Origin of the sequence: Bradyrhizobium rifense, assembly GCF_008123425.1 — a bacterium.
GTDB lineage: Bacteria > Pseudomonadota > Alphaproteobacteria > Rhizobiales > Xanthobacteraceae > Bradyrhizobium > Bradyrhizobium rifense.
The window spans coordinates 44,564-55,843 of record NZ_VSSS01000016.1 but is presented as its reverse complement, the minus strand read 5'-3'; the positions used below and the strand labels follow the sequence as shown (position 1 = coordinate 55,843).

The 11,280-nt window shown below is 64.0% G+C and carries 11 protein-coding genes; 9 read left to right on the top strand and 2 right to left on the bottom strand.

What is annotated here, in order from left to right; translation table 11 throughout:
* Window positions 1-155: 155 nt before the first annotated feature.
* Window positions 156-1,652: a sigma-54-dependent transcriptional regulator gene (locus tag FXB40_RS09695; protein WP_148771978.1), complete on the bottom strand. Its 1,497-nt coding sequence runs from the start codon at window positions 1,650-1,652 to the stop codon at window positions 156-158.
* Between the two features lie 127 nt (window positions 1,653-1,779).
* Between FXB40_RS09695 and FXB40_RS09690 the strand changes: the two genes are divergently transcribed.
* The 9 genes from FXB40_RS09690 (at window position 1,780) to FXB40_RS09650 (ending at window position 10,503) form a co-directional block, all read left to right on the top strand.
* Window positions 1,780-3,708 (top strand): M3 family oligoendopeptidase, encoded by a 1,929-nt coding sequence (locus tag FXB40_RS09690; protein WP_148771977.1) that lies wholly within the window; start codon window positions 1,780-1,782, stop codon window positions 3,706-3,708.
* 208 nt (window positions 3,709-3,916) lie between these two features.
* A complete protein-coding gene (locus tag FXB40_RS09685; RefSeq protein WP_008136857.1) occupies window positions 3,917-4,069 on the top strand; it encodes an aa3-type cytochrome c oxidase subunit IV in 153 nt (50 codons plus the stop codon).
* 137 nt (window positions 4,070-4,206) lie between these two features.
* Window positions 4,207-5,337 (top strand): Re/Si-specific NAD(P)(+) transhydrogenase subunit alpha, encoded by a 1,131-nt coding sequence (locus FXB40_RS09680; protein ID WP_148771976.1) that lies wholly within the window; start codon window positions 4,207-4,209, stop codon window positions 5,335-5,337.
* A 21-nt stretch (window positions 5,338-5,358) separates the two neighbouring features.
* Entirely contained in the window at window positions 5,359-5,676 is a 318-nt protein-coding gene (locus FXB40_RS09675) for a proton-translocating transhydrogenase family protein (protein ID WP_148771975.1), read from the top strand.
* 43 nt (window positions 5,677-5,719) lie between these two features.
* Window positions 5,720-7,120, top strand: coding sequence for an NAD(P)(+) transhydrogenase (Re/Si-specific) subunit beta (locus FXB40_RS09670; RefSeq protein ID WP_148771974.1), 1,401 nt, complete (start codon window positions 5,720-5,722; stop codon window positions 7,118-7,120).
* Between the two features lie 75 nt (window positions 7,121-7,195).
* The gene (locus FXB40_RS09665; protein WP_148771973.1) at window positions 7,196-7,996 is read left to right on the top strand and encodes an alpha/beta hydrolase; all 801 of its coding nucleotides are present in this window, start codon (window positions 7,196-7,198) and stop codon (window positions 7,994-7,996) included.
* Window positions 7,997-8,059: 63 nt separating this feature from the next.
* Complete coding sequence (locus FXB40_RS09660; protein ID WP_148771972.1) at window positions 8,060-9,157, top strand: calcium:cation antiporter; 1,098 nt, start codon at window positions 8,060-8,062, stop codon at window positions 9,155-9,157.
* A 23-nt stretch (window positions 9,158-9,180) separates the two neighbouring features.
* Window positions 9,181-9,465 carry a cupin domain-containing protein gene (locus tag FXB40_RS09655; RefSeq protein WP_148771971.1) on the top strand — a complete coding sequence of 95 codons (285 nt, stop codon included), beginning with the start codon at window positions 9,181-9,183 and terminating at the stop codon, window positions 9,463-9,465.
* Window positions 9,466-9,558: 93 nt separating this feature from the next.
* Window positions 9,559-10,503: a hypothetical protein gene (locus FXB40_RS09650; RefSeq protein ID WP_148771970.1), complete on the top strand. Its 945-nt coding sequence runs from the start codon at window positions 9,559-9,561 to the stop codon at window positions 10,501-10,503.
* Window positions 10,504-10,530: 27 nt separating this feature from the next.
* Here the strand turns inward: FXB40_RS09650 and FXB40_RS09645 are convergent, their stop codons facing one another.
* Window positions 10,531-11,181, bottom strand: a complete 651-nt coding sequence (locus FXB40_RS09645) for a tetratricopeptide repeat protein (protein WP_148771969.1) — start codon at window positions 11,179-11,181, stop codon at window positions 10,531-10,533.
* Between the last annotated feature and the right edge of the window lie 99 nt (window positions 11,182-11,280).

Genomic DNA, 11,280 nt, shown 5'->3' with positions numbered 1-11,280 from the left:
CAGGTCGTTTTGCAACGGATTGTGCGCCTTCATCGCGCGCTTTTCCCGGTGTCTGTCACTTCCAAGTCACGGTTTCGGTCGTCGCCGAATTTTGCCGTAATTCAACGGGTTGCGGGCGCAATGCCTGACAGCGCAAACCTCCGTTGGCATGAGGTTCAGTGCGTCTCCTCGCCGCTTTTCCCGCCATGTCCGGGAACCCCGGCTTCGTCGAGTTTGCGGTAGAGCGTGGACCTGCCGATTTTGAGGCGACGCGCCACCTCGGACATCTGTCCGCGGTAGTGCGAGATCGCGAAGCGGATGATCTCGCTCTCCATGTCATCCAGAGGACGGACATCGCCGTTGGGGGTCAACATCGAGAGAGACCCCGCCAGCGGCAGCGGCACGATCGGTATTTCATTACCTGATACCACCGAGGGCGCTGCGATCGGCTCGATCATCAGCGGCGCAGTCGGAATCTCCGTTGCGGTGTGCGAATGCGAGGCCACAAGCGGGAAGTCGTCGAGACCGAGCTGGTCGCCCTCACTCATCACCACCGCGCGGTAGACCGCGTTTTCGAGCTGGCGAATGTTGCCGGGCCAGTCGAGCTGGGCGAGATGCGCCACGGCCTCACCGCTGACGCCGGAAATCGGGCGGTTCTCCTCGGCGGCAAACCGCGCCAGGAAATGCCGCAGGAGGTGCGGGATGTCCTCGCGCCGGGACCTGAGCGAAGGAATCGTCAGCGGCAGCACGTGCAGGCGGTAGAACAGATCTTCCCGGAAGTGTCCCTGCTTCACCCGCTCCAGAAGCTTGCGATTGGTCGCCGAGATGATGCGGACGTCGACCTTCACGGGCTTGCGTCCGCCGACGGCCTCGACTGCGCCTTCCTGCAGTGCGCGGAGCAATTTGACCTGCGCGGTCAGCGGCAGCTCGCTGATTTCATCCAGAAACAGCGTGCCGCCATGGGCCTCGATGAACTTGCCGGTGTGCCGCTCGGTCGCGCCGGTGAAGGCACCCTTCTCGTGGCCGAACAGGATGGACTCGACGAGATTTTCTGGGATCGCGCCGCAATTGACTGCGACGAAGGGTTTTGCCTTGCGCTCGCCGCTGCCGTGGATGGCGCGCGCGAACATCTCCTTGCCGACGCCGGACTCGCCTTCGATCAGCACGGGGATCGAGGAGTTCGCCGCCTTCTGCGCGGTGCGCATCACCGGCGCCATCGCCTCGGCGCGCGTGATGATGTCGGAGAAGGTCAGCCGGCCCTCGCGGCTGTGACGGATGCGTTGCAATTCGCCCTTGAGTGCGGAGGCGTTGAGCGCGTTGCGCAAACTGACCTGGAGCCGCTCAAGGCCGACCGGCTTGACCACGAAATCGGCTGCACCGGCGCGCATCGCCGAGATCACGTTGTCGATGCCGCCATGCGCGGTCTGCACGATGACGGGGACGCTGAGGCCAGCCTCGCGGATTTTCGCCAGCACGCCCATGCCGTCGAGGCCGGGCATGACGAGATCGAGGATCACGGCGTCGATCGCCGGCGCATCGGGGGCGGTGAGGGCGGCGATCGCGGCGTCACCGGACTCGACGACGACCGTGTCATAGCCGCATTTCTGCACCATGTTCTCGACCAGACGGCGGGCTACGGCGTCGTCGTCGGCGATCAAAATACTGGCAGCCATGGTGCTCCCCGCACGCTACTACTATCTGTCTCGAATCGGGTCACTCTGGCCGAAGCCGATTAACGCACTCTTAAACCTTGATGCCCCCGCCCGCCGCAGCGTTTGTTGAACACAGGTTTCCCACACAATGACTTCGCGCTCCAAGACTGCTCTTAAAAAGACTGCTCTTGCCCTTAAAGAGCCTGCCCTTAAAGAGCCTACTCTCCGCAAGCCAGCTACCAAGCAATCCGCCGTCAAGAAATCTGCCGTCAAGGCAAAGCCCTCCAAACCTGCGAGCAAGACTGGCAAGCTTCCGGAGTGGAACCTCGCCGATCTCTATTCCGGGATCGATGCGCCGGAAGTGGCGCGCGATCTCGCAACGATGGACGCCGATTGCGTCGCGTTCGAGACGGACTACAAGGGCAAGCTCGCAACAGGCACAGCAAACGAAGATGGCGGAAAATGGCTCGCGGAAGCCGTGCGACGCTATGAGGCGATCGACGATCTCGCCGGCCGTCTCGGCTCCTATGCCGGCCTCGTCCATGCCGGCGACAGCGTGGACCCTGCGATTTCAAAGTTTTACGGCGACGTTTCCGAGCGGCTGACGGCAGCGTCGACGCATCTGCTGTTCTTCGCGCTCGAGCTCAACCGCGTCGATGACGATATTTTGAACCGCGCGATGCAGGTCGCCGAGCTCGCGCACTACCGTCCGTGGATCGAGGACCTGCGCAAGGAGAAGCCATATCAGCTCGATGACAAGCTCGAGCAGCTCTTTCTGGAGAAGGCGCAAACCGGTTATTCCGCGTTCAACCGATTGTTCGACCAGACCATCTCCGGCCTGCGCTTCAAGGTCGGGGCCAAAGAGCTCGCGATCGAGCCGACGCTGAATTTCCTGCAGGACCGCGACGGCGCCAAGCGCAAGGCTGCGGCCGAGGCTCTGGCAAAAACCTTCAAGGCCAATGAGCGCACCTTCGCGCTGATCACCAACACGCTCGCCAAGGACAAGGACATCTCCGATCGCTGGCGCGGTTTCAAGGATGTCGCGGACTCCCGTCATTTGAACAATCGCGTCGAGCGCGAGGTGGTGGATGCGCTGGTCGCCTCGGTCCGCGCGGCCTATCCAAAACTGTCGCATCGCTACTACGCGCTGAAGGCGAAGTGGTTCGGCAAGAAGCGGCTGGCTTATTGGGACCGCAACGCACCGCTGCCGTTCGCCGCGACCGACACCATAGGCTGGCCCGATGCGCGCAACATGGTGCTGTCGGCCTATCGCGGCTTCTCGCCAAAAATGGCCGATATCGCCGAGCGCTTCTTCACCGACCGCTGGATCGACGCGCCGGTGCGTCCGGGCAAGGCGCCGGGTGCCTTCTCGCATCCGACCACGCCGTCGGCGCATCCTTACGTCCTGATGAACTATCAGGGCAAGCCGCGCGACGTGATGACGCTCGCGCATGAGCTCGGCCACGGCGTGCACCAGGTGCTGGCGGCGAAGAACGGCGCGCTGATGGCGCCGACGCCGCTGACGCTGGCTGAGACCGCCAGCGTGTTCGGCGAGATGCTCACGTTCAGGCGGTTGTTGGCGCAGACCAAGAGCGCAAAGCAGCGCCAGGCGCTGCTCGCTGGCAAGGTCGAGGACATGATCAATACCGTGGTGCGGCAAATCGCGTTCTATTCGTTCGAGCGCGCGGTCCACACCGAGCGCAAGAACGGCGAACTCACCGCGACACGGCTCGGCGAGCTCTGGCTGTCGGTGCAGGGCGAGAGCCTGGGGCCGGCGATCGAGATCAAGGCGGGCTACGAGAACTACTGGATGTACATCCCGCATTTCATCCACTCGCCATTCTATGTCTACGCCTATGCCTTCGGCGATTGCCTCGTGAACTCGCTCTATGCCGTCTACGAGAACGCGGCCGAAGGGTTCGCCGAGCGCTATCTCGACATGCTCGCCGCCGGCGGCACCAAGCATTATTCCGAGCTGCTGCGGCCGTTCGGGCTCGATGCCAAGGACCCGAAGTTCTGGGACGGCGGGCTCTCGGTCATTGCCGGGATGATCGACGAGCTGGAAGCGATGGGCTGAGGGCGCAAGGGGCCGAATTTCGGGCATGACGGCTGCACAGCATTCGTTGAACCGTCGTTCAGCGAATGCGGTCTGACGCGCGGGATCCACGATAATCGGGATTCCAAATGAGCCCATTTGCTGGAAAACCGCGCTTCGGTGCCGTTGCCCTGCCCGAAGGTTTAAGGTATCCCAACCGAAGAATTCGACTTTCGACTGGGGACATTCCATGGCTGACCATAGCGAAGTGGCGTACACCACCGCCGACGGCAACGACTACGTTGCGCACGAGCAGACCTATGAGGGCTTCATCAAGCTGGTGAAGTACGGCACGGCCTCTGTCGCGCTTATCGTCATCCTGATGGCGATCTTTCTGACCTGATCCATCGCCTGCGGCACCGCCAACGCCGGCGGTGCTTATTAAATTTGCATACAAGCCGGTTCCAAAACCGGTATCCAACGTTGCGGGAGTGACGCTAAGTTCGCGTGCGCGTTTTTGCCCGCGTCGCCGGAGGGCCTATGAAGATCGCCGTTGCCAAGGAAATCGATCCGTCGGAGCCGCGTGTTGCCGCTTCGCCTGATACGGTGAAGAAGTTCAAGGCGCTGGGCGCCGAGATCGCCGTCGAGCCGGGCGCCGGCCTCAAATCGGGCCTGCCGGATTCCGAGTTCACCGCCGTGGGCGCCACGGTCAGCGCCGATGCGCTGAAGGACGCCGACATCATCATCAAGGTGAAGCGCCCGGAGGCGTCCGAGCTTTCGCAGTACAAGCGCGGCGCGCTCGTCATCGCCATCATGGACCCCTATGGCAACGAGGCTGCGCTGAAGACGATCGCCGATGCCGGCGTCTCCGCCTTCGCGATGGAATTGATGCCGCGCATCACCCGCGCGCAAGTGATGGACGTGCTGTCCTCGCAGGCCAACCTCGCCGGCTACCGCGCCGTGATCGAGGGCGCCGAGGCCTTCGGCCGCGCCTTCCCGATGATGATGACCGCCGCCGGCACCGTGCCTGCCGCCAAGGTGTTCGTGATGGGTGTTGGCGTCGCTGGCCTCCAGGCGATCGCGACTGCGCGCCGCCTCGGCGCCATCGTCACCGCGACCGACGTGCGGCCCGCGACCAAGGAGCAGGTCGAATCGCTCGGTGCGAAATTCCTCGCTGTCGAGGACGAGGAATTCAAGAACGCGCAGACCGCCGGTGGCTACGCCAAGGAAATGTCCAAGGAGTACCAGGCCAAGCAGGCCGCGCTCACCGCCGAGCACATCAAGAAGCAGGACATCGTCATCACCACGGCTCTGATCCCGGGCCGGCCCGCGCCGAAGCTGGTCTCGGGCGAGATGGTCAAGTCGATGAAGCCGGGTTCGGTGCTGGTCGATCTCGCCGTCGAGCGCGGCGGTAATGTCGAGGGCGCCAGGCCGGGCGAGGTCGTCGACCTCGATGGCATCAAGATCGTCGGCTACACCAACGTCGCCGGCCGCGTCGCGGCGTCCGCTTCCAGTCTCTATGCGCGCAACCTGTTCAATTTCATTGAGACCATGGTCGACAAGAAAGAGAAGAAGCTTGCCGTCAACTGGGACGACGAGCTCGTCAAAGCCACCGCGCTAACCAAGGACGGCGCCGTCATCCACCCGAACTTCCAGCCCAAATCAACTTAATCGGGTTTAAGGAGAGCCGCCATGGAGCATGCTGCACAGCTCGTCGACCCCTTCGTCTTCCGGTTGTCGATTTTCGTTCTCGCCGTTTTCGTCGGTTATTTCGTGGTGTGGTCGGTGACCCCGGCGCTGCACACGCCGCTGATGAGCGTAACCAACGCGATCTCCTCGGTGATCGTGGTCGGCGCGCTGCTCGCGGTCGGTGTCGGCATGATATCGAGCGGTTCAGGCTGGGCGCGCGGCTTCGGCTTCGTCGCGCTCATCTTCGCCTGCGTGAACATCTTCGGCGGTTTCCTTGTCACCCAGCGCATGCTGGCGATGTACAAGAAGAAGGTGAAGTGAGCGGCATGCACCTCGGGGTGACGAAGACAAAGGGGGACCTGAGATGAACGCCAATCTGGCTGCAGTTCTGTATCTCGTGGCGGGTGTGCTGTTCATCCTGTCGCTGCGCGGGCTGTCCAGCCCCGCCTCATCCCGGCAGGGCAATTTCTTCGGCATGATCGGCATGGCGATCGCGGTTGCGACCACGCTAGCCAGTCATCCGCCGGCTGACGGCGTGGCCTGGCTGCTGGTCATCCTCGCGATCGCGATCGGCGGCGGCATCGGTGCGGTGACCGCGCGCCGCGTGCCGATGACCTCGATGCCGGAACTGGTCGCCGCGTTCCACTCGCTGGTCGGCATGGCCGCGGTGCTGGTCGCCGCCGGTGCGTTCTACGCGCCCGAGGCCTTCGACATCGGCACGCCCGGCAACATCCATGCGCAGAGCCTGGTCGAAATGTCGCTCGGCGTCGCCATCGGCGCGCTGACCTTCACCGGCTCGGTGATCGCGTTCCTGAAACTGTCGGCCCGCATGAGCGGCGCGCCGATCATCCTGCCGTTCCGCCATATCATCAACATCGCGCTGGCGATTGCGCTCGTCGTCTTCATCGTCGGGCTGGTGATGTCGGGCAGCGCGTTCGACTTCTGGATGATCGTCATCCTGGCGCTGGCGCTCGGTGTGCTCATGATCATCCCGATCGGCGGCGCCGACATGCCGGTCGTGATCTCGATGCTGAACTCCTACTCGGGCTGGGCCGCGGCCGGCATCGGCTTCACGCTGGGCAACTCCGCGCTGATCATCACCGGCGCACTGGTCGGTTCCTCCGGCGCGATCCTGTCCTACATCATGTGCCACGCGATGAACCGGTCCTTCATCTCGGTCATCCTCGGCGGCTTTGGCGGTGAGACCGCGGCGGCCGGCGGCGGAGCAGGCGGCGAGCAGAAGCCCGCCAAGCTTGGCTCGGCGGACGACGCGGCCTTCATCATGAAGAATGCTTCAAAGGTCATCATCGTGCCCGGCTACGGCATGGCGGTGGCGCAGGCCCAGCACGCGCTGCGGGAAATGGGCGACATCCTGAAGAAGGAAGGCGTCGAGGTGAAATACGCCATTCACCCCGTCGCGGGCCGCATGCCCGGCCACATGAACGTGCTGCTGGCCGAGGCCAACGTGCCCTATGACGAGGTGTTCGAGCTTGAGGACATCAACTCCGAATTCGCGCAGGCCGACATCGCCTTCGTGATCGGCGCCAACGACGTCACCAACCCGGCGGCCGAAGAGGACAAGACCTCTCCTATCTACGGCATGCCCGTGCTCCAGGTCTGGAAGGCCGGCACGGTGATGTTCATCAAGCGGTCACTGGCGTCGGGGTATGCCGGTATCGACAATCCGCTGTTCTACCGCGACAACACCATGATGCTGCTCGGCGATGCCAAGAAGGTCACCGAGAACATCGTCAAGGCGATGTAGCATCGCGCGGAAACGGCGCGTCGATCGGCGCGCCGTCCATGTGGCGTGGGCGGCTGACGTGAGATTCCGGCCGGCATGACCGTCATCAGGTGGATCGCCATCATTCTTGCGGCCGGCTATCTCGCCGGTCTCGTGCTGCTCTATCTCAGGCAGCGCGAGATGCTGTTTCCGATCCCGACCATCGAGCGGACGGCGCCTGCGGCCGCCGGCTTTCCGGAAGCCGAAGAGCACGTCCTGGCGGCGTCCGACGGCGAGAAGGTCATCGTCTGGCACGTGCCGGCGCGGCCCGGCCGCCCCGTGATCCTCTATTTCCACGGCAATGGCGATTTTCTCGCCGGCGCGGTCGGTCGCTTCAAGGCCATCACGGCTGACGGCACCGGTCTCATCGCGCTGTCCTATCGCGGCTATGCCGGTTCGAGCGGCGCGCCGAGTGAGGACGGCCTGCTGCGTGACGCTGCGGCTGCCTATTCATTCGCGACGGCCCGCTACGAGCCGCAACGCATCGTCGCGTGGGGCTTCTCGCTCGGAACAGGTGTTGCGGTCGCGATCGCATCGGAGCAGGCGGTCGGGAGGCTCATTCTCGAAGCTCCCTACACATCGATCGCCGATGTCGTGGCCCCGCATTACTGGTTCGCGCCGGTCCGCCTTCTGATGCGCGACCAGTTTCATTCCGACCGACGCATCGCGCGCGTCACAGTGCCGCTGCTGATCATGCACGGCACGGAGGATCAGACTGTGCCGTTCGTGCTCGGCGAGCGGCTGTTCGCGCTGGCTCACGAGCCGAAGCGATTCGTCCGCATTCCTGGCGGCGGCCACGACGATCTCGCGAGCTTCGGTGCCATCGAGATCGCGCGACAATTCATCAACGGGGGTTGAGGGCTGACGGGCGCGATGTTCTCGCGCATAATCGGCCCCCACTCGCTTGGAGGAATTGTTGGCATGAGCGCACACGGACCGATGCCGCGGTCGTCCTGGATCTTCCCCGCTCTGGCGGTGCTGCTGTTCCTGATCGTCACCGCGACCGGCTACGGCTTCACCCTGACGGCCGGCGGCGGCCTGTTCGCGATCGTCCTGCTGGTGATCCTGTTCGGCACCGTGTTCGCGGCCGTGCATCACTCCGAGGTGATCGCCGAGCGGATCGGCGAGCCCTTCGGCACGCTGCTGCTCACGCTCGCGGTCACCATCATCGAGGTGGCGCTGATCACCACCATCATGCTAGGTGACAAGCCGGCACCGGAGCTTGCGCGCGACACTGTCTTCGCAGTGGTGATGATCGTCTGCAATGGCCTCGTCGGCCTCTGCGTCTTCATCGGCGGCCTGCGCTATGGCGAGCAGGGCTTTCAGGTCTCCGGCGCCAACGTCTATCTCAGTGGGCTGATTGCACTGGCGACCATCACACTGATCATGCCCAATTACACGCTGACGACGCCCGGCCCGGTCTATTCGGCGCTTCAACTCGGCTTTGTCGATGTCGTCACCATCGTGCTGTATGGCGTGTTTCTCTATACCCAGACCGTCCTGCACAAGGATTACTTCGTCCATGAGAGGGGGGACGGCGAGGTCGGGGAGGCTCATTTGTCGGGCAGGATGCTGGCGCTCAGCATCGCGCTGCTGCTGATCTCGCTGCTGGCCGTCGTTCTCCTTGCCAAGAAGTTCTCGCTGGTGGTCGACGCCGTGGCCGACAGGATCGGCGCTCCGCCGGCGTTTGCGGGCCTTTTGGTCGCGCTCCTGATCCTGATGCCGGAGGGCGTCTCCGCGATCGCCGCGGCCCGCAAGAATGACCTTCAGAAGAGCATTAACCTGGCGCTCGGTTCCTCGCTGGCCACCATCGGTCTGACCATCCCGGCGGTCGGGATCGCCACCTATGCGCTCGACCAGCCCCTGGTGCTGGGCCTCAATCCCCAGAACACGGCGCTGCTGTTCCTGACATTCTTGTTGAGCATGCTGACCTTCGGCACCGGCAGGACCAATGTCCTGTTCGGGCTGGTCCATATGGTGGTATTTGCCGTCTACGTGTTCATGGTCTTCGTACCCTGAACCGATTTCCCAGGAGAGTTCCGATGCTTGCCGCCAGGTCCGAGGTTCAGGTCGACAATGACGAGGTCCGGGTGACCGAATGGCGGCTTGCCCCGGGCAGCGCGACCGGGCATCACACCCACGGCATGGACTACGTGATCGTTCCCGTCGTGGCCGGCGAAATGACCATCGTGGCGCCCAATGGGGAGCGTTCCAGGGCGCAGCTTGCTGCCGGAAAGTCCTACTTTCGCAAGGCCGGTGTCCAACACGACGTACTTAACGAAACCTCAACCGAGATCGTGTTCCTTGAGATTGAGCTGAAGCCGTAAGGCACGCGTAACCTTTGCCATCGATCCGTCGCAGTTGATCCCTTACAATGCCCCAAAGTTCCCGCATCAGATCGCGCGGGGAGTGGCCGAGAAATGCTGAAATACCTCGCTAAAATTTCGATGGATATTTTCCCCTCGGTGCTCGCAACGATCATCGGGGCCTACATCGTCAATCACTACATCAACGCCAGGCCGGCGGCGGATACGCCAGCCGCGGTGGTGGCGCCTGCCGATGCCGGCAAGAACGGCAAACCCGCCGACGTGGCCAACCTCCCGGGCCCCGGCGTCAAGGCCAAGGGCGTCTCCGAGAAGAGCATTTCCGACAAGAGCGCGGCGGACAAGCCGGCGGCAGAGAAGCCTGCTCCGGCGCATGAGAAGGCGGTCGCCAAGTCTTCCTCGGGTGCGTCCGCTCCGGCGACCCCCGCCGCTGCGCCCGTGGTCGAGGCCAATTCGGCTCCGGCTCCGGCCGCTGCGTCCCCGGCCGTGACCCCCGACGCCAACGATCTGGCGCGGGCTGCCATCGAACGCCTGCGCAAATCGCCTGAGGGCAAGGCCGCTGAGAAGGCGGCCGAGGCCAAATCGACCGAGACCAAGCCTTTCGAAACCAAGCCTTCCGAGACCAAGTCCTCTGAAAGCAAGCCTTCTGAAAGCAAGGCAGCCGAGAGGACGCCGGAGCAGCCTGCGGTTCAGGAAGCATCCCGTATACCCGAGGCCCCCCGTGTCGTGACTGCGGTGCCGTCGACGGTGCGCCCGTTGCCGCCGCCGATCAATGTGTCGACGCCGTCACCCGACGCCTATGGCAATGGTGGCTCATCGCAGGCAAATCCGCCCTACACGGCCTCGGTTGGCAACGACAACCCGAATCGGCTGACGCCGCCGGCCGATATTCCGGTGCCGGTGATCGCGCCGCCGCTCGATCTGCGTGCCGACGCCGGCGCAGCCGCGCCGCGGCCCAAGACCAATGTCGCCGACGAAATGCTGTCGGGCATGAAGTCGATGTTCCACGCGGTTCTGCCGAAGAGCGCTACACCTGATTAAGACGGCGCCTGCGCCGTCGCGAGAATTTCAGCCGCCGACGCGGGCCAGGCCGCTGCGGGCGGCGTCATCGCGTGGGCGCAGGCTGACTGCTTTGTTGTAGGACGCCGCAGCCTTGGTCTTGTCACCCAGCCGCTCATAGGCCTGTCCCCGTGCCGTCCAGACCTGGGCGTTGTGCGGATCGGCCTCTGCGGCCTCATCGAGATCGGCCGCCGCCTCCTTGACCTTGCCGATGGCGAGATAGCTGACGGCGCGGCCGAGCAGCGGCTCTGCCTTCTGCGGATTGAGCCCGCTTGCGGCACCGAAATCGGCGATCGCGAAGTCGTGCTCGTTATTGCCCTGGTAGAGAAGGGCGCGGCCGTAGAGCGCCTGCGCATTGTAGGGATCGAGCGCGACGGCGCGATTGAACTCGTCGAGCGCCGACTGCGTCTCGCCGGACTTCGCCAGGGCCTGGGCTTTGGTCGTGTGGGTCTGGGCCTCGGTGATGTTGGCGGCGCTGACTGCGCTATCCGGGGCGGCGGCCGCCTTGGGCGCTTCCTGCGGCTTGTCCTTCTCCGGCATGAGCGAGCCGAGATCGAAGGAGCAGCCGCATAGTGCGATCCCCATCAAGGTCAGCGCAAGTGGCTGGCGCCAGATCCGGCGCAACCGCGCCAAGCCGGGCTCGGGGAAAGGGGAGGCCATCTACGGTTCGCTCGCGCTGGTGCCGCATCTGTAGTGCCCCGTCCCAGAAAGGCACTGCTCACAAAATAATAACGCGGGCCCGGGGCCCGCGTCATCGAA

What these genes read in the sequence shown, in the direction of transcription:
- FXB40_RS09645 (WP_148771969.1), bottom strand. Translation starts at nt 11,181, where the DNA reads ATGGCCTCCCCTTTCCCCGAGCCCGGCTTGGCGCGGTTGCGCCGGATC.
- FXB40_RS09665 (WP_148771973.1), top strand. Translation starts at nt 7,196, where the DNA reads ATGACCGTCATCAGGTGGATCGCCATCATTCTTGCGGCCGGCTATCTC.
- FXB40_RS09675 (WP_148771975.1), top strand. Translation starts at nt 5,359, where the DNA reads ATGGAGCATGCTGCACAGCTCGTCGACCCCTTCGTCTTCCGGTTGTCG.
- FXB40_RS09685 (WP_008136857.1), top strand. Translation starts at nt 3,917, where the DNA reads ATGGCTGACCATAGCGAAGTGGCGTACACCACCGCCGACGGCAACGAC.
- FXB40_RS09670 (WP_148771974.1), top strand. Translation starts at nt 5,720, where the DNA reads ATGAACGCCAATCTGGCTGCAGTTCTGTATCTCGTGGCGGGTGTGCTG.
- FXB40_RS09695 (WP_148771978.1), bottom strand. Translation starts at nt 1,652, where the DNA reads ATGGCTGCCAGTATTTTGATCGCCGACGACGACGCCGTAGCCCGCCGT.
- FXB40_RS09655 (WP_148771971.1), top strand. Translation starts at nt 9,181, where the DNA reads ATGCTTGCCGCCAGGTCCGAGGTTCAGGTCGACAATGACGAGGTCCGG.
- FXB40_RS09660 (WP_148771972.1), top strand. Translation starts at nt 8,060, where the DNA reads ATGAGCGCACACGGACCGATGCCGCGGTCGTCCTGGATCTTCCCCGCT.
- FXB40_RS09650 (WP_148771970.1), top strand. Translation starts at nt 9,559, where the DNA reads ATGCTGAAATACCTCGCTAAAATTTCGATGGATATTTTCCCCTCGGTG.
- FXB40_RS09690 (WP_148771977.1), top strand. Translation starts at nt 1,780, where the DNA reads ATGACTTCGCGCTCCAAGACTGCTCTTAAAAAGACTGCTCTTGCCCTT.
- FXB40_RS09680 (WP_148771976.1), top strand. Translation starts at nt 4,207, where the DNA reads ATGAAGATCGCCGTTGCCAAGGAAATCGATCCGTCGGAGCCGCGTGTT.